Origin of the sequence: Microbacterium sp. (genome assembly GCF_051953575.1) — a bacterium.
Classification (GTDB): domain Bacteria; phylum Actinomycetota; class Actinomycetes; order Actinomycetales; family Microbacteriaceae; genus Microbacterium.
Map to the genome: position 1 here is coordinate 1 of NZ_JBQCIP010000075.1, position 15,580 is coordinate 15,580.

Consider the following 15,580-nt stretch of genomic DNA (forward strand, 5'->3'; position numbering starts at 1 on the left):
CACCCCACCACGGCGACCGCTCGCGCCACTCAAGCGCACGAAGACGTCGCAGACGGAACGCGCGGCGGGGCCGGGGGGGGGGCCCCCCCCGCCCCCCCCCCCGCCGCCGCGGCGCGGGGGCGCCGCGGGCCGCCGCCCCGCCGCCCCCCCCCCCGCGTTCCGTCTGCGACGTCTTCGTGCGCTTGAGTGGCGCGAGCGGTCGCCGTGGTGGGGTGGATGCCGCACCCCGCGTGCCTGATCGTTCGCGGGTCCGGCGATCGGGCTTCATGTGGCGCGAATGGTTGCTTGGGTGGGGTGGATGCCGCACCCCGCGACACCCGAGACCCGTGTGTCAGGCGGCGACGGTCTCGCGCGGCCGAGTGACGGCGGCCGCGGCATCCGTCGCTCCGAACGAGGCCATCCCGCCGATCCAGCGCTCGCGGTCGGCGTCGGTGCGGTGGCGCACCTCGGCCAGGCGCGTGACGCCGCGCACCTTGACGCCGCAGAACTCGAGCGTCGCGGCGCGCAGGGACCGGATCGCCGCGTCGCGGTACGTGAACGCGTTCCAGAACCCCGGTGAGTCCATGGTCATGACGATGCGTGCGGTGCGGCCGGTGAGCAGCTTGTCCCACAGGCGCCCGGTCGGCCGGTACCGATAGGCGAAGCCCGAGACGAAGACGCGGTCGATCCAGGTCTTGAGTGCGGCGGGGGAGGAGCCCCACCACTGCGGGAAGAAGAACGCGAGGTGGTCGGCCCACTCGACGTCGGCGATGTACGACACGATCTCGGGCGCGAGCGGGCGGTCGGCGTCGGTGCGCGGCATCCGCACTTCTCCTCGTGCGGAGGGATGCCCGGGCACCGGGTCGGCCGCGAGATCGACGATGCGCACCTCGGCGCCGGCCGCCCGGGCGGAGTCGGCGTAGGAGTGGGCGAGGGCGTGGTTGAGAGTGCCGGGCAGCGGCGTGCCGATCACGACGAGGATGCGGGGAGGGTTCACGGGTCACTCCTGGACGGGGACCGCCGCGGCGGTCGGGCTCTGCATGAAGGCGATGAGTCGGTTGAGCTGCGCGTTGAGCCGCGGCGCGTCGATGGGGTCGTCGGCGAGTGCGGGCGCGGCGAGCATGGCGGCGAAGTCGCGTTCCAGCACGGCGCCCGCGTCCCGCACGAGGGCGGCGCCTTTGGGGGTGAGCGACAGCAGCACGCTGCGCCCCGCGCCGGCGGGGGAGTCCGCGGTGATCCAGCCGTCCTCGACGAGCGCCGGGACGCGCTTGCTGACAGCGGCCTTCGTCACGCCGAGGCAGTGCGCGAGCCGGGTCATGTCGGACGGCTCGACGTCGGCGAGGATCGCGAGGAACTGGAAGTGGTTGTACCCCACGCCGTACCGGGAGCGCAGCACACCGTCGGCGTACGCGCCGATCTCGGCGACGAGTTCGTGGATCGTGAAGCTCAGGCGGTCGGACACGAGAATGAGTAAACCAGTTGACTCGCTGTGAGTCAACAGGTTTACACAGTCGTCAGCCCGTCAGGCGGTGAACCTCGCCAGGAACTCTCTGGTCCGCTCCTCGCGCGGCGCGCCGAACACCTCCGCCGGCGGACCCTGCTCGAGGATGCGCCCGGCGTCGAGGAAGACCACGCGGTCGGCCACATCGCGCGCGAACGCCATCTCGTGCGTCGCCATCACGATCGTCATGCCGTCGTCGGCGAGGCCGCGCACGAGGTCGAGCACCTCGCCCACGAGCTCGGGATCGAGCGCCGAGGTCACCTCGTCCAGCAGCAGCAGCTCCGGTGACGTGGCGACCGCCCGGGCGATCGCCACGCGCTGCTGCTGGCCGCCCGACAGGCGGTCGGGGTGCTCGGCGGCCTTGTCGGCGAGACCCACGCGCTCCAGGAGCTCGGTGGCGGCGGCATCCGCTTCTCGCCTCTTCATGCGGTGCACATGCCGCAGTGCGAGCGTGATGTTGTGCTGCACCGTGAGGTGCGGAAAGAGGTTGTACTGCTGGAACACCACGCCGATGCGCGCACGGACGGCGTCGACGTCGACGCGCGGGTTGCTGATGTCGACGTCGCCCAGCACGATGCGCCCGTCGTCGATGGGCTCCAGCAGGTTGACGGTGCGCAGGAGCGTCGACTTGCCCGAACCGCTCGAGCCGATGAGCGCGACGACCTCGCCCGGGGCGACGTCGAGGTCGATGCCGCGCAGGACGTCGTGGTCGCCGAACGACTTCCAGACGTCTTCGAGCCGAAGGACGCTCATACGATCCCTCCGATCTGCTCGCGGGCGCGGACCCTCGCGGTGTACCAATCGGTCAGCCGGATCGTCGGTATCGCGAGCAGCACGAAGAGGAGCGCGGCCACCACATACGGCGTGAAGTTGAAGTATGCGGCGGTCTCGATCTGCGCGGCCCGCACCGCATCGACGGCGCCCAGCAGCGAGATGAGTCCGACATCCTTCTGCATGGCGACGAAGTCGTTCATGAGCGCGGGCGTGACCTTGCGGAACGCCTGCGGCACCACGACGAGCCGCATCGTCTGCCCATGGCTGAGACCCAGCGACCGGGCCGCGTGCCGCTGCGACGGGTGCACCGCTTCGATCCCCGCCCGGAACACCTCGCTCACGTACGCCGAGTACGTGAGGGTGAGGGCGATCGTGCCCCAGAACTCCGTCGGCAGCCGCACGGGTATGAGCTGCAGGCCGGGGATGCCGAAGCCCACGAGGTACAGCACGATGATGAGCGGGATGCCGCGGAAGACGTCCGTGTACGCCGCCGCGAGCGCGCGTAGCGGCAACCAGACGGGGCCGCGCAGAGTGCGCAGCGTCGCCAGCAGCAGGCCGAACAGCAGCACGAGCACGGCCGACATCGCCAGCACCCGCAGGTTCAGCAGGAAGCCGTCCCACACCCGCGGCAGCGACGCCAGCGCGATCTCGGGGTTGAAGAACTGCTGCTGGACGCGCGCCCAGCCGGGCGTGTTGATGATCAGCAGCCAGGCGATGAGGGCGACTATCAGCGTCGACACGACGCTGATCGCGACGGATGCCGCCCCCTGACGCTTGCGGAACGCGCGGCGCTCCAGCTCGACGGCGCTGACCTCGCGGGGCGGGCTGCTGACCTCGCCGGGCAGACCGCTCACCTCGCCGGGCGGGCGCGCAGCCGTGCGGGACCGGCCGGATCGGGAACTCATCGGGCCAGGCTAACGGCGCGCGGGCTCACTTCAGCAGCGGAGCCTGGCCCTCGCCGCCGAGCCACTTCGCGGCGAGCTCGTCGAGCGTGCCGTCTTCGCGCAGTGCGTCGACGGCGGCGGTCACCTTCTCGGTCAGCGGCGAGTCCTTCGCGAGCACGAGGCCGAACTGATCGCCGGTCTGGCCGTCGGGCGTCGGCAGCTGACCGACGAGCACGCCGTCGGTGAGCTCCACGCCCGAGATGTAGAACGCCGTCGGCAGGTCGACGACGATCGCGTCGACCAGGCCGTTCTCGAGCGCGAGCTTGGCGTCGTCGTTGGTGTTGAACGCCTGCGCAGGCTGCGTCGGCTGGATGACCGATTCGATCGCGGTGAAGCTCGTCGTGCCGGTCTGAGCGCCGATGAGCAGGTCCTTGAGGTCGGCGATCGAGGTCGCGTCGGCGGCGGGCGAGGCGCCCGTCGTCACGACGACCTGCGTGGTCTCGTAGTACGCCGAGCTGAAGTCGACCGACTGCTTGCGCTCGTCCGAGATCGAGAACTGCTGCAGATTGAAGTCGAAGTCCTTCGGACCCGGCGCGATCGCCTCGTCGAAGCCGGTGCGCACCCACACCACGTCGTCCTTGGCGAAGCCGAGCTGGTCTGCCACCGCATACGCCACGGCCGACTCGAACCCCTCACCCGACGACGGGTCGTCGTCGATGACCCACGGGTAGTAGGCGGGCTCGCCGGTCGCGATCGTGATCTTGCCCGGGGTCACCCAGCCCTCGGCATCGCCCGTCGCGGTCGCGTCCGGTGTGCCGCTGGACGCGCAGCCCGTGAGGGCGAGCGCGGCGACGGCGACGCCGACGGCGGCGAGACGGATCAGGCGGGTGCGACGCGACATGGTGCCTCCAGGAGTCGGGTGCGGCGCGCGTGCTGTCGCGGCCGTTCCTCCCATTCTCGCGGCGCGGATGCGGCGCTGCCCCCACGGGTCGCATTGTTACACCCGCCCCGCCGATCGCGGGGTGCAGAATGGCCTCGACGGCCGCGGGGGCCGCGGATCGACGAGAGGTGGACGCGTGGCGGGCATCGATGGAAAGTGGGCGATCGACGTCGTCACACTGGCGGGCTCCCGTCGGTACGACCTCACGCTGACGAGCGCCGGCACCACGTTGACCGGCACCTCGCTGGGCGACACCGGGCCCATCGCGATCCGCGACGGCAGCATCGTGGGCGACACCGCATCGTTCCGCGTCGACTTCCTCGCACCGCTGCCCATGTCGCTGCGCTTCGTGCTCAAGGTCGTCGGCGACCGTCTGGTGGGCACGGCGCAGGTGGGGCCCTACCCGCCGACGAACGTGGTGGGCGTGCGCATGCCGTGACCTGCGCGGGTCACCGCGCGTGGCGGCGAGCCTCGGCGGCGGCCAGTGCTGCGCGGGCGCCGTCCGTCGGAGCGATCGCGACGAGGCCCCGGTAGAGGGTGACGAGGGTGTCGACGTCGAGCATGCCCGTGCGGGCCCGGTCGCAGTGCACGGCCTGAATGGCCGCCTCGAGCTGGAAGCGCCCGATCGGCCGACCGAGCGCGGATGCGCGGCGCAGGAGCACGTCGGCCTCGCCGATGAGCGCACGGTCCCACAGTGCCGTGTCGTGCTCGTCGAGCGGCGGCCACGGTCGGCCGATGCGGGCGGGTGCGCGGGACTGCGCGTACGTCAGCAGCGCCGCCAGCCCCCAGGCCTCGGGCTCGTCGTCGAGCAGCGCCGCGGTCAGCACGGCGAGCCACCGGGCTTCGTCGGCCAGCGACTCGCGGGGCTCGTCGCCCTGATCGAGCCAGTCGATCGCGTACGCGCCGTAGATGGCCTCGAGCACTGCGGGAAGCCGCGCCGGCATATCGGCCCGCGCCGGCACGCGGAACGGGATGCCGGCGTCGCGGATGCGCCGCTTCGCGCGCACGAGCCGCTGCGCCATCGTCGCGGGGGCCACGCCGAACGCCTGTGCGATGTCGGCCGCCTCGAACCCGAGCACGGTCTGCAGCATGAGCGGCGTGCGCACGGCCGGATCGATCGCCGGGTGGGCGCACGCGAACAGCAGTTCGAGCCGCTTGTCGGGGATCTCGTCGCGACGAGCCGCCTCGGCCACAGCGTCGAGGGCGCGGTCATCGGCGAGCACCGCGGCGAGGCCGTCGTCGAGCGGCACCCCGGTGCGGTGTGCGGCGGCGCCCAGCATGTCGCGCAGTCGGTTGCGGGCCACGGTGACCAGCCACCCTTCGGGATTGGCGGGGATGCCGTCGTCGGGCCATGTCCGCAGCGCACGCTCGAACGCGTCGCCGAGGGCGTCCTCGGCGAGGGCGATGTCGGGGCCGACGTGAGCGGACGCTCCGGCCGACGCAGCGACGATCGACAGGAGCCGCCCGTACGACGTCCGCGCGGCGCGCTCGGCGGCCGCACGGACGTCGTCGGTGGCAGGCATCAGCCCGCGAACGGGGTCCAGGCGCCGTCGCGGAAGTACGTGGAGCTGGGCCGGACCTCGACCGGACCCCAGGCGGCCGACGGCGCCTTGCCGGCCCAGGCGATCGCGGCGTCGAGGTCGTCGACGTCGATGACGAACGTGCCGCCGAGCTGCTCCTTGGTGTCGGCGAACGGGCCGTCCTGCACGCGCAGCGCATCGTCGGCGAGTGTCACCGTCGTCGTCACCGCCGAAGGCTGCAGCACCTCGGCCGACACGAGCACGCCGGCGTCGTCGAGCGCCTTCGCGTACGCGTCGAACGCGCGCATGCCTTCGGCGATGGCCTCGGGGCCGAGGTCGTCGGCGGTCATCTCGGGGTAGTGGAGGAGGAGTGCGTACCGCATGGTGTCGTCCTTTCTCAGGGGGTTGCGACACCGGTATGACGATCCGCGCGCATCCCGATCGACAGGCGGAGCGGGATCCGCCCGGTCAGCCGCCGAGCTCGTCGAGCATGCGCCGCTGCTCGTCGGTGAGGCCGTCGTTCAGCTCGCGCCGGCCCGCGGCGGTCTCGGGGCTCGGGATCGGCGGGGCGGCGGCATCCTGTTCACCCGACGAGGCACCGGTCGCCTTGTCGTACAGGGCGCCCGCGTGGGACTCGACCTTGTCGTCGATCGCGGCGTAGATCGCCCAGCCGATCAGCAGGATGACCGGCGGGAGGATGTACGCCCAGACTGCGCCGAAGAACCCGCCGCCGATGCGCACTCCCGACAGCAGCACCGTGGCGATCCAGATGAGGAAGGCCACCGCGAAGGCGATGAAGAACTCGACGAGCTTCTCGCCCGCCTTGGTGCGTCCGCCGGCGGACTTGGCGGCCGACGAGCGGAACCACTTCTCGATGAGCGGCTTGATCCACAGCACCAGCGCGGTCATGACGATGCCCGCCCACAGCGCCGCCCAGCCGACCTTCGCGGGGGTGAGCCAGCCGACGATGAGCAGCACGACGACGTTGAACACCAGCAGCGACACGAACCGCACGACCCACTTCTTCATGCGTTCACTGTGCCACACGTGGCTGCGGCGACTCCACGCCTCCGAGGACCCGCGAAAGGGTACGTTTCCGCGGCGCGTGGCGGCGAAAACATACCCTTTCGCGATTCCGGGAGAGGGATGCCGGCGGCCCGGGCCGCCGGCATCCGGCTGCCCTCAGTACGAAGCTCGCTCGGTGCCCGGGTCGGTGGGGATGAAGCGGGCCGCGAGGGTCTCGGAGCCGCGGGCGAGGAGCGACACGTCGGCGGCGACGGCGATGAATGCGGCGCCGGCGGTGATGTACGCGTCTGCGGCGGCGGGGTCGAAGGCGTTGACGCCGACGGGCTTGCCGACGGCCTGCACCGCCGCGAACGTGCGCTCGACGGCGGCGATGACGTCGGGGTGGGTCTGCTGCCCGAGCACGCCGAGCGAGGCGGCGAGGTCGGCGGGGCCGACGAAGATGCCGTCCACGCCGTCCACGGCGGCGATGGCGGCCGCGTTGCCGACGGCTTCGGCGGATTCGACCTGGACGAACAGCGACACGTGCGAGTCGGCATCCGTGAGGTAGCCGTCGACGCGGTTCCAGCGCGCCGACCGCGACAGCGCCGAGCCCACGCCGCGACGCCCGTGCGGCGGATAGCGCACCGCCGCGACGAGCTCGCGCGCCTGCTCGGCGGTCGACACCATCGGGACGAGCACGTTCTGCGCGCCGAGGTCGAGCACCTGCTTGAGGATCACGTCGTCGCCGTAGGGCACCCGCACCACCGGGGTGACCGGGTAGCCGGCCACCGCCTGCAGCTGCGCGAGCACCGAGTCGAGGGTGTTCGCGGAGTGCTCCATGTCGATGAGCAGCCAGTCCGCGCCCGAGCCGGCGAGGATCTCGGCGACCAGCGGCGACCCCGAGCACGCCCACAGGCCGATCAGGGCGCGGTCGGAGCCGTCGAGACGCTCGCGGAAGGTCGGGTTCAGACGAAGCGGCATTCGATCACTCCCATGGGGCCATAGTCGCAGTGCACGCTGTCGCCGCGCGAGACCCACATGGGGCGCGTGAACGAGCCGGCGAGGATGATCTCGCCCGCCTCCAGGCGCGCCCCGTGCTGGGCGAACTTGTTCGCCAGCCACGCCACTCCGGTCGCCGGGTGGCCGAGTACGCCCGCGGCGACGCCGGTCTCTTCGATCTCGCCGTTGCGCGACAGCACGCCGGGCACCCAGCGCAGGTCGATCTCGTCGGGACGCTTGTGGACGGTGCCGAGCACCATCCCTCCATATGCGGCGTTGTCGCTGATGGTGTCGACGATGGTGCGCCCCTCCAGCTCGATGTGGGAGTTCAGCACCTCCAGCGCCGGCACGGCGTAGTCGATCGCCGCCAGGGCGTCCTCGAGCGTGCAGTCCGGCCCCTCCAGCGGCGTCTTCAGAACGAACGCCAGCTCCACCTCGATCCGCACGTTCGAGAACAGGTCGACGGGGATCTCGGCGCCCGACTCGTACACGGTGTCGTCGAACATGACACCGTAGTCCGGCTCGGTGATGCCGGTCGCCTGCTGCATGGCCTTGGACGTCAGCCCGATCTTGCGGCCGACGAGGCGGCGCCCGTCGGCGATCATGCGGTCGCGCCATACGCCCTGGATGGCGTACGAGTCCTCGACCGTCGCATCCGGGTAGCGGGCGGTGATCCGCGGGATCACTGAGTGCGTGCGGTCGGCCTCGGCCAGTTCGGCCGCGATCGCCGCGATGTCATCGGGTGGCAGCATCCACTCGTCTCCTCAGTCGCTCACAGCTGGTGGCCGAGCTTGTACTCGCCCTGCTTGTACTCGGGCATCGAGTCCTCGCCGGGACGCGTGTACGAGAAGCCGTCGGCGCCGATCGTGACCGCCATCTCGGACGAGTCCGTGCGGGCGACCACAGGCTGCGGGTTGCCGTCGAGGTCGAGCACGAGGGATGCCTCGGTGTACCACGACGGGACCACCGGGTTGCCCCACCAGTCGCGGCGCTGGTTGTCGTGCACGTCCCACGTGACGACCGGGTTGTCGGGGTCGCCCGTGTAGTAGTCCTGCGTGTAGATCTCGACGCGGTGCCCGTCGGGGTCGCGCAGGTACAGGTAGAACGCGTTCGAGACGCCGTGGCGGCCCGGGCCGCGCTCGATCGCGTCGGAGCGGCGGAGTGCCCCGAGCTTGTCGCAGATCGCGAGGATGTTGTGCTTCTCGTGGGTGGCGAACGCGACGTGGTGCATGCGCGGGCCGTCGCCGCCGGTCATCGCGGTGTCGTGCACCGTGGGCTTGCGGCGCATCCACGCGGCGTAGACGGTGCCCTCGTCGTCCTGGATGTCCTCGGTCACGCGGAAGCCCAGCGACTGCATGAAGTTGACCGCGCGCGGCACGTCGGGGGTGACCTGGTTGAAGTGGTCCAGGCGCACCAGCTCGCCGGGGGTGTGCAGGTCGTAGCGCCACGACAGGCGCTCGACGTGCTCGGTGGCGTAGAAGAACTCGTACGGGAAGCCGAGCGGGTCGGTCACGCGCACCGAGTCGCCGATGCCCTTGGTGAACCCGTCGGGGTTGCGGCGCACGTCGCAGCCGAGCTCCTCGTAGAACGCGACGGCCTTGTCGAGCTCCTCGGCCGAGCGCACGCGGTACGAGAAGGCCGCGACCGCGGCGACCGGACCCTGGCGGAGCACGAGGTTGTGGTGGATGAACTCCTCCGTCGAACGGAGGTAGATGGTCGACTCGTCCTCTTCGGTGACGTAGAGGCCCAGCACGTCGACGTAGAACGTGCGGGATGCCGCCAGGTCGGTGACCACGAGCTCCATGTACGCGCAGCGCAGGATGTCGGGCGCCGGAGCGCTGGGCGTCGGGATCGGGTTGTCGGAGAGGATCGGCGCCTCCTGGCTCACGTAGAAGCCCGAGGAGGTCAGGGTCATGTCGTCACGGCTGGTCATGTCGCGTCCTTGCGTGGAATCGGGTGGAGGTGTGGTGCGGATGCCGCGCCGCGTGCAGACCTGCGGCGCGGCATCCGGGTCAGTGAGCGGCCGCGCCGTCCTTGCCGAAGGTCGGGTTGTGCGCGGGGCCGAGCGTGATGTGCACGGCCTGCTGGTCGGTGTAGAAGTCGATCGAGCGGTAGCCGCCCTCGTGGCCGAGGCCCGACGCCTTGACGCCGCCGAACGGGGTGCGGAGGTCCCGCACGTTGTTCGAGTTGAGCCAGACCATGCCGGCCTCGATGGCCTGCGAGAAGTTGTGGGCGCGCTTGAGGTCGTTGGTCCACACGTAGGCGGCGAGGCCGTACTTCACTCCGTTGGCGAGCTCGAGGGCCTCTTCGTCGGTGTCGAACGGCGTGATCGCCACGACCGGACCGAAGATCTCCTCCTGGAAGATGCGGGCGTCGGGGGCGACGTCGGCGAACACCGTGGGGCGCACGAAGTTGCCGGTCTCGAAGCCCTCGGGGCGGCCGCCGCCGGCGACGAGGCGGGCCTCGGTCTTGCCGATCTCGACGTAGCTCATGACCTTGGCGTAGTGCTCGGGGTGCACGAGCGCGCCGACCTCGGTCTTCGGGTCGTGCGGGTACCCGACGACGACGCGGTCCGCCTGCGCCGCGTAGCGCTCGACGAACTCGTCGTAGATCGGGCGCTCGACGAGGATCCGGGAGCCCGCGGTGCAGCGCTCGCCGTTCAGCGAGAAGACGCCGAAGATCGTGGCGTCGATCGCGGCCTCGAGGTCGGCGTCGGCGAACACCACGGCGGGGCTCTTGCCGCCGAGCTCCATCGACAGGCCCTTCAGGAACGGCGCGGCGTTGCCGAAGATGAGCTGACCCGTGCGGCTCTCACCCGTGAACGAGATGAGCGGGACCTCGGGATGCTTCACCAGCGCGTCGCCGGCATCCTCTCCGAGTCCGTTGACGAGGTTGAAGACGCCCTTCGGCAGCCCCGCCTCTTCGAAGATGCCCGCCCACAGCGAGGCCGACAGGGGAGTGAACTCGGCCGGCTTCAGCACGACCGTGTTGCCCGTCGCGAGCGCCGGGCCGAGCTTCCACGACTCCAGCATGAACGGGGTGTTCCACGGCGTGATGAGCCCGGCGACCCCGATCGGCTTGCGGTTGACGTAGTTCATCTGGCGGCCGGGCACCTTGTAGGCGTCGTCGGCCTGCGCGACGATCAGGTCGGCGAAGAACCGGAAGTTCTCGGCCGCGCGGCGCGCCTGGCCGAGCGCCTGCGTGATCGGCAGACCCGAGTCGAAGGACTCCAGCTCGGCGAGCCGCGCGTCGCGGGACTCGACGATGTCGGCGATGCGGTGCAGCACGCGGGAGCGCTCGCGCGGCAGCATCCGCGGCCACGGGCCCTCGGTGAACGCGCGGCGCGCCGCCGCGACGGCGCGGTCGATGTCGGCCTTCTTGCCGGCCGCGGCCTGCACATACGTCTCGTTGGTCACCGGGTCGAGCACGTCGAACGTGTCGCCGTCGAGCGAGTCGACGAACTCGCCGTCGATGTAGTGCTGGATGCGGTCGGGCAGCCCCTCCGGCACGTGCCGGGTCGCGAGCGCAGTGTCGATGTCGGTCATGGGTTCCTCCGGTTCGGACGGATTCGGCCGGCTCAGGCCGGGAGTTCAGGTGAGGGATGCCGGGCGGCGAGGAACGCGTCCATCGTGCGCCAGCGGTGGGTGCGGGCGGCGAGCTCGATCTCGAGCGGGTCGGCGCCGGTGCGGATGAGGTCGACGATCTCGGCGTGCTCGTCGACCGAGTGGTGCGCGCGCCCCGGCACGAAGGCGAACGTCGAGTCGCGCAGACCCGACAGCCGTGACCAGCCGCGGTGCACCAGATCGAGGATGTGCGGGTTGGGGCACGGCTCGTAGAGCACCGAGTGGAACTGCTGGTTGAGCTGGGTGAACAGGTGCGGGTCGAAGTCGTCGAGCAACCGCGCCATGCGGTCGTTGATCTGCGCCGCGCGGTCGAGGTCTGCTGCCGTCAGCAACGGGGCCGACAGCGACGTCGCCGCACCTTCGACGAGCCCGAGGGTCTGCATCGTGAAGACGTACTCGCTCTCGTCCACGACCGCGACGCGGGCGCCGACGTTCCGCTCGAACGTGACCAGGCCCTCGGCCTCGAGCCGGCGGATCGCCTCCCGCACCGGCACCACGCTCATGCCGAGCCCGTCGGCGATGGGACCGAGCACGAGACGGTAGCCCGGCCCGTACTCGTGGCGCGCGATCCGCTCGCGCAGCCATTCGTATGCCTGCTCGGACTTGCTGCCGCCGGCCGGGGCGGGGGACTGGCCCACCACGGTGGTCATCGCGTGCGCTCCGCGTCGTAGCGGGCGCGCCATTCGGCGTTCATCGGGAAGAGCCCGTCGACCGGATGCCCCTCCGCGACCCGCTCGGCGATCCAGGCGTCCTCGACCTCCTGCGCCAGGGCGTCGTCGGCGACCTCTTCGGCGATCGCGGGCGGGATGACGACGACCCCGTCGCCGTCGCCGACGATGATGTCGCCGGGCTGCACCGTGGCGCCGCCGCAGGCGATCGTGACGTCGTGCTCCCAGGGCACGTGCTTGCGGCCGAGCACCGACGGGTGGGCGCCCTTCGAGAACACCGGCAGCCCGATCTCGGCCACGGCGTCGAAGTCGCGCACACCGCCGTCGGTGACGACCCCGGCGGCGCCGCGCGCCCGGGCGCGGAGCGCGAGGATGTCGCCGAGCGTGCCGGTGGTGTCGTCGCCGCGGGCCTCGATGACGATGACCTCGCCCTCGCCGACCGCGTCGAACGCCCGCTTCTGGGCGTTGTAGCCGCCGCCGTGGGCCGCGAAGAGGTCTTCGCGGAACGGGACGAAGCGCAGCGTCTTGGCGGTGCCGACGATCTTCGCGCCGTCGAGGTTGGCGTGGACGCCGTCGATGAAGCAGGAGTGGTGGCCGCGCTTGCGCAGCTGCGCCGACAGGCCGGCGGTGGGCGCTTCGAGCAGCTTGGCGCGCAACTCCTCGCTCAGGGCGGGCGTGCCGGCGTCGGCGACCGCCGCGGGGAGGCCCGCGGCCTCGCGGGAGCCCCAGGCCTCGGTGCGCTGCAGGTCGTCGGCTGCGGGCAGCGAACCGAGGTCGCCGTCGAAGGGGGTCTCGCCCTGCACGACGGTGGTGACGAGGCGTCCGGTGCTCGGCCCGCCGGGCACGTCAACCTCGACCTCGACGACGTCGCCGGGGCCGGCGACCGACGAGCCGGCGGGCGTGCCGGTGAGGATCACGTCGCCGGTCTCGAGCGTGAAGTGCTGCGACAGGTCGGCGACGAGCTGCGTCAGCGGGAAGATCATGCCGGCGGAGCTGTCGTCCTGCACGAGGTCGCCGTTGAGCCAGGTGCGCACGCGCAGCGTCTGGGGGTCGATCGCGCGGGCGTCGATGAGGGCCGGGCCGATGGGCGTGTAGCCGTCGCCGCCCTTGGAGCGCACGTTCGAGCCCTTGTCGTTCGCGCGCAGGTCGTAGAGGCCGAAGTCGTTCGCGGCGGTGACGGCGGCGACGTGGGACCACGCGTCGGCCAGGCCGACACGGCGTGCGGGGGCGCCGATCACGAGGGCGATCTCGCCCTCGAAGGCCAGCAGCTCGGTGCCGGCGGGGCGTTCGATGGTGCTGCCGGATGCCGCGACCGAGCTCGACGGCTTGAAGAAGTAGGAGGGTGCCGCGGGCCGGCGTCCGCGCTGATCGGCGCGGGACGCGTAGCTGAGGTGGATCGCGATGATCTTGCCCGGACGCCCGGGCAACGCGGCGAACCGCGGATCTGCGGCATCCGTTCCGATGTCTACCGTCATGAGCTCCCTCACTCTTGCGTCGTATTCGAAATCGTATATGATCGGTCCCACATCCGGCAACACCCGAACGAGTTGACCGGTGACGACGACGTCAGCCCCGACACAGGAGTCACAATGAGCACGCAAGAGGGATTCACCCCGACCGGCACCATCGCGGCGTCGGCAGATCGCAAGAGGGTCGTCTTCGCGACCGTCATCGGTACCACCGTCGAGTGGTACGACTTCTTCATCTACGCCACGGCGGTCGGACTGGTCTTCGGCCAGCTGTTCTTCGCCCCGCTCGGCGCCAACAGCGCCATCGTCGCCTTCGCGACGGTCGGCGTGAGCTTCCTGTTCCGACCGCTCGGCGCGTTCCTCGCCGGCCACTTCGGCGACAAGTACGGCCGCAAGGTCGTGCTCATGTGGACGCTGATCCTCATGGGCGCATCGACCGCCCTCATCGGCGTGCTGCCCACGTACGAGGCGATCGGCGTCGCGGCGCCGATCCTGCTCGTGCTGCTGCGCATCCTGCAGGGCATCTCGGCCGGCGGCGAGTGGGGCGGCGCGGTCCTGATGGCCGTCGAGCACGCCCCCAAGAAGCGTCGCGGCGCGTTCGGCGCGGCGCCCCAGATCGGCGTCCCTCTCGGTCTGCTGCTCGCCTCGGGCGTCATGGCGTTCATGGCGATGATCGCTCCCGGCGACGCGTTCCTCGTGTGGGGATGGCGTGTGCCGTTCCTGCTCAGCGTCGTGCTGATCCTCGTGGGCTACTACGTCCGCCGCCGCGTCGAAGAGAGCCCGGTGTTCGCCGAGCTTGCGCAGCGCAAGGAGAAGGCCCGCACGCCGATCCTCACGCTCTTCCGCAAGCACGCGCTGCTCGTCGTCATCGCCGCGTTCGTGTTCGCCGGCAACAACGCCGTCGGCTACATGACCACCGGCGGCTACATCCAGGGCTACTCCACCAACCCCGAGGGCCCGCTCGCGCTCGAACGCGGCCCGGTGCTGTGGGCCGTCGCCGGCTCGGCCGTGACCTGGCTGCTCTCGACGCTGTTCGCCGGCTTCATCTCGGACCGCATCGGCCGCCGCACGACGTACATCATCGGCTGGATCCTGCAGCTCGCCGGCGTCTTCCTGCTCTTCCCGCTCGTGAACACCGGAGACATCTGGCTGCTGTTCCTCGGTCTGGCGATCCTCACGATCGGCCTCGGCTTCACGTACGGCCCGCAGGCGGCGCTGTACTCCGAGCTCTTCCCGGCGTCGATCCGGTTCTCGGGCGTCTCGATCTCGTACGCGATCGGCGCGATCCTCGGTGGCGCGTTCGCCCCGATGATCGCGACGGCCCTCGTCCAGGCGACCGGATCGACCCTCTCGGTCACCTGGTACCTGGCCGGCATGACGTGCCTCGGCCTCATCGCGACGCTGCTGCTGCGCGACCGCTCCGGCATCCCGCTCGGACCCGACCACGAGGCCGAGCAGGAGGTCAGCCCGATCTACGGCCTCGCCAAGGCCTGACCGCCTCGAAGCGGATGCCGCCGCCCCGGACTCCTCGTGAGCCCTGGGCGGCGGCATCCGTCGTTCCCGCGCGGCGTCAGCGGGTGCGCATGCCGTCGAGCGCGACGGTGACCAGGTCGTGCGCGAGGCGCTCGCGGTCGATGGCGCCACCCGGCCGGTACCACTCCACGAGGGAGTTGACCATGCCGAACACGAGGCGCGTGACGACGGGACCGTCGACGTCGGATCGCACGCTCCCCGCCGCCTGAGCCTCGGCGACGAGGGCGGTCACCCGGTGGTCGAAGGCGCGCCGCCGTTCGAGGGCGGCGCGCTCGACGTCGCTGTTGCCGCGCACGCGGAGCAGCAGGGTCACGTAGGGGAGCCGGTCGACCAGCACCAGCACGGCGCCGCGGAGCACGGCCGCCAGACGCTCGGCAGGCTCGGGCTCGATGCTCGCGGGGGCGTCGAGCACGCCTTCGAGCCCGCTCAGCGCCTCGTCCAGAGCGAGCGCGAGGAGCTGCTCCTTCGAATCGAAGTGGTGGTACAGCGCGGACTTCGTGAGGCCGAGCCGCTGCGCGAGATCGGCGACCGAGGTCGCGTCGTACCCCTGATCGTTGAACAGGCCGACGGCGACCTCGAGGATCTGCGCCCGGTCGTAGCCGGGCCGGCCGCGCCGCGCGGGCGCCCCGGCGGGGGCGCCTGTCGCCGGTGTCGCGGTCATGGCCCCAGTCTCCCATCCGCCGAG

General features: G+C 71.2%; 17 protein-coding genes. 2 read left to right on the forward strand and 15 right to left on the reverse strand.

From position 1 onward, the window contains the following. Nucleotides 1-331 precede the first annotated feature (331 nt). From ACTHNQ_RS05425 to ACTHNQ_RS05445, 5 genes are read right to left on the reverse strand one after another with little or no spacing between them, the layout of a single operon-like run. Nucleotides 332-976: an NAD(P)H-dependent oxidoreductase gene (locus ACTHNQ_RS05425; RefSeq protein WP_440331790.1), complete on the reverse strand. Its 645-nt coding sequence runs from the start codon at nt 974-976 to the stop codon at nt 332-334. A gap of 3 nt (nt 977-979) precedes the next feature. After that, nucleotides 980-1,441 carry a MarR family winged helix-turn-helix transcriptional regulator gene (locus tag ACTHNQ_RS05430; RefSeq protein WP_440331792.1) on the reverse strand — a complete coding sequence of 154 codons (462 nt, stop codon included), beginning with the start codon at nt 1,439-1,441 and terminating at the stop codon, nt 980-982. Nucleotides 1,442-1,501: 60 nt separating this feature from the next. Further along, the gene (locus tag ACTHNQ_RS05435) at nt 1,502-2,233 is read right to left on the reverse strand and encodes an amino acid ABC transporter ATP-binding protein (protein ID WP_440331794.1); all 732 of its coding nucleotides are present in this window, start codon (nt 2,231-2,233) and stop codon (nt 1,502-1,504) included. Next, nucleotides 2,230-3,159, reverse strand: a complete 930-nt coding sequence (locus ACTHNQ_RS05440) for an amino acid ABC transporter permease (RefSeq protein ID WP_440331795.1) — start codon at nt 3,157-3,159, stop codon at nt 2,230-2,232. Before ACTHNQ_RS05440 ends, ACTHNQ_RS05435 begins: the two co-directional genes overlap by 4 nt. Before the next feature lie 25 nt (nt 3,160-3,184). Beyond that, nucleotides 3,185-4,039: an ABC transporter substrate-binding protein gene (locus ACTHNQ_RS05445; protein WP_440331797.1), complete on the reverse strand. Its 855-nt coding sequence runs from the start codon at nt 4,037-4,039 to the stop codon at nt 3,185-3,187. Nucleotides 4,040-4,214: 175 nt separating this feature from the next. Between ACTHNQ_RS05445 and ACTHNQ_RS05450 the strand changes: the two genes are divergently transcribed. Next, the gene (locus tag ACTHNQ_RS05450) at nt 4,215-4,517 is read left to right on the forward strand and encodes a hypothetical protein (protein ID WP_440331799.1); all 303 of its coding nucleotides are present in this window, start codon (nt 4,215-4,217) and stop codon (nt 4,515-4,517) included. A gap of 10 nt (nt 4,518-4,527) precedes the next feature. Here ACTHNQ_RS05450 and ACTHNQ_RS05455 read toward each other — a convergent pair whose 3' ends face one another. The 9 genes from ACTHNQ_RS05455 to ACTHNQ_RS05495 form a co-directional block, all read right to left on the reverse strand. Further along, nucleotides 4,528-5,601, reverse strand: coding sequence for an RNA polymerase sigma factor (locus ACTHNQ_RS05455; RefSeq protein ID WP_440331801.1), 1,074 nt, complete (start codon nt 5,599-5,601; stop codon nt 4,528-4,530). After that, nucleotides 5,601-5,981 (reverse strand): YciI family protein, encoded by a 381-nt coding sequence (locus ACTHNQ_RS05460; protein ID WP_440331803.1) that lies wholly within the window; start codon nt 5,979-5,981, stop codon nt 5,601-5,603. The genes ACTHNQ_RS05455 and ACTHNQ_RS05460 overlap by 1 nt, the downstream gene beginning before the upstream one ends. 85 nt (nt 5,982-6,066) lie before the next feature. After that, complete coding sequence (locus ACTHNQ_RS05465) at nt 6,067-6,627, reverse strand: hypothetical protein (RefSeq protein ID WP_440331804.1); 561 nt, start codon at nt 6,625-6,627, stop codon at nt 6,067-6,069. Between the two features lie 153 nt (nt 6,628-6,780). Beyond that, the gene (locus tag ACTHNQ_RS05470) at nt 6,781-7,584 is read right to left on the reverse strand and encodes an HpcH/HpaI aldolase family protein (RefSeq protein ID WP_440331806.1); all 804 of its coding nucleotides are present in this window, start codon (nt 7,582-7,584) and stop codon (nt 6,781-6,783) included. Beyond that, the gene (locus ACTHNQ_RS05475) at nt 7,569-8,354 is read right to left on the reverse strand and encodes a 2-keto-4-pentenoate hydratase (protein ID WP_440331808.1); all 786 of its coding nucleotides are present in this window, start codon (nt 8,352-8,354) and stop codon (nt 7,569-7,571) included. The genes ACTHNQ_RS05470 and ACTHNQ_RS05475 overlap by 16 nt, the downstream gene beginning before the upstream one ends. Nucleotides 8,355-8,374: 20 nt before the next feature. Continuing rightward, nucleotides 8,375-9,535 (reverse strand): 3,4-dihydroxyphenylacetate 2,3-dioxygenase, encoded by a 1,161-nt coding sequence (gene hpaD, locus ACTHNQ_RS05480; protein ID WP_440331810.1) that lies wholly within the window; start codon nt 9,533-9,535, stop codon nt 8,375-8,377. Between the two features lie 79 nt (nt 9,536-9,614). Then, entirely contained in the window at nt 9,615-11,147 is a 1,533-nt protein-coding gene (gene hpaE / locus ACTHNQ_RS05485) for a 5-carboxymethyl-2-hydroxymuconate semialdehyde dehydrogenase (RefSeq protein ID WP_440331812.1), read from the reverse strand. Nucleotides 11,148-11,179: 32 nt separating this feature from the next. Beyond that, entirely contained in the window at nt 11,180-11,875 is a 696-nt protein-coding gene (locus ACTHNQ_RS05490) for a GntR family transcriptional regulator (protein ID WP_440331814.1), read from the reverse strand. Then, nucleotides 11,872-13,368 carry a fumarylacetoacetate hydrolase family protein gene (locus ACTHNQ_RS05495; protein ID WP_440331816.1) on the reverse strand — a complete coding sequence of 499 codons (1,497 nt, stop codon included), beginning with the start codon at nt 13,366-13,368 and terminating at the stop codon, nt 11,872-11,874. Before ACTHNQ_RS05495 ends, ACTHNQ_RS05490 begins: the two co-directional genes overlap by 4 nt. A gap of 114 nt (nt 13,369-13,482) precedes the next feature. Between ACTHNQ_RS05495 and ACTHNQ_RS05500 the strand changes: the two genes are divergently transcribed. Continuing rightward, entirely contained in the window at nt 13,483-14,856 is a 1,374-nt protein-coding gene (locus ACTHNQ_RS05500; protein WP_440331818.1) for an MFS transporter, read from the forward strand. Between the two features lie 76 nt (nt 14,857-14,932). Here the strand turns inward: ACTHNQ_RS05500 and ACTHNQ_RS05505 are convergent, their stop codons facing one another. Next, a complete protein-coding gene (locus tag ACTHNQ_RS05505) occupies nt 14,933-15,556 on the reverse strand; it encodes a TetR/AcrR family transcriptional regulator (protein WP_440331820.1) in 624 nt (207 codons plus the stop codon). Nucleotides 15,557-15,580 lie beyond the last annotated feature (24 nt).

What these genes read in the sequence shown, in the direction of transcription:
- ACTHNQ_RS05435 (WP_440331794.1), bottom strand. Translation starts at nt 2,233, where the DNA reads ATGAGCGTCCTTCGGCTCGAAGACGTCTGGAAGTCGTTCGGCGACCAC.
- ACTHNQ_RS05440 (WP_440331795.1), bottom strand. Translation starts at nt 3,159, where the DNA reads ATGAGTTCCCGATCCGGCCGGTCCCGCACGGCTGCGCGCCCGCCCGGC.
- ACTHNQ_RS05445 (WP_440331797.1), bottom strand. Translation starts at nt 4,039, where the DNA reads ATGTCGCGTCGCACCCGCCTGATCCGTCTCGCCGCCGTCGGCGTCGCC.
- ACTHNQ_RS05455 (WP_440331801.1), bottom strand. Translation starts at nt 5,601, where the DNA reads ATGCCTGCCACCGACGACGTCCGTGCGGCCGCCGAGCGCGCCGCGCGG.
- ACTHNQ_RS05460 (WP_440331803.1), bottom strand. Translation starts at nt 5,981, where the DNA reads ATGCGGTACGCACTCCTCCTCCACTACCCCGAGATGACCGCCGACGAC.
- ACTHNQ_RS05465 (WP_440331804.1), bottom strand. Translation starts at nt 6,627, where the DNA reads ATGAAGAAGTGGGTCGTGCGGTTCGTGTCGCTGCTGGTGTTCAACGTC.
- ACTHNQ_RS05470 (WP_440331806.1), bottom strand. Translation starts at nt 7,584, where the DNA reads ATGCCGCTTCGTCTGAACCCGACCTTCCGCGAGCGTCTCGACGGCTCC.
- ACTHNQ_RS05475 (WP_440331808.1), bottom strand. Translation starts at nt 8,354, where the DNA reads ATGCTGCCACCCGATGACATCGCGGCGATCGCGGCCGAACTGGCCGAG.
- hpaD (WP_440331810.1), bottom strand. Translation starts at nt 9,535, where the DNA reads ATGACCAGCCGTGACGACATGACCCTGACCTCCTCGGGCTTCTACGTG.
- hpaE (WP_440331812.1), bottom strand. Translation starts at nt 11,147, where the DNA reads ATGACCGACATCGACACTGCGCTCGCGACCCGGCACGTGCCGGAGGGG.
- ACTHNQ_RS05490 (WP_440331814.1), bottom strand. Translation starts at nt 11,875, where the DNA reads ATGACCACCGTGGTGGGCCAGTCCCCCGCCCCGGCCGGCGGCAGCAAG.
- ACTHNQ_RS05495 (WP_440331816.1), bottom strand. Translation starts at nt 13,368, where the DNA reads ATGACGGTAGACATCGGAACGGATGCCGCAGATCCGCGGTTCGCCGCG.
- ACTHNQ_RS05500 (WP_440331818.1), top strand. Translation starts at nt 13,483, where the DNA reads ATGAGCACGCAAGAGGGATTCACCCCGACCGGCACCATCGCGGCGTCG.
- ACTHNQ_RS05505 (WP_440331820.1), bottom strand. Translation starts at nt 15,556, where the DNA reads ATGACCGCGACACCGGCGACAGGCGCCCCCGCCGGGGCGCCCGCGCGG.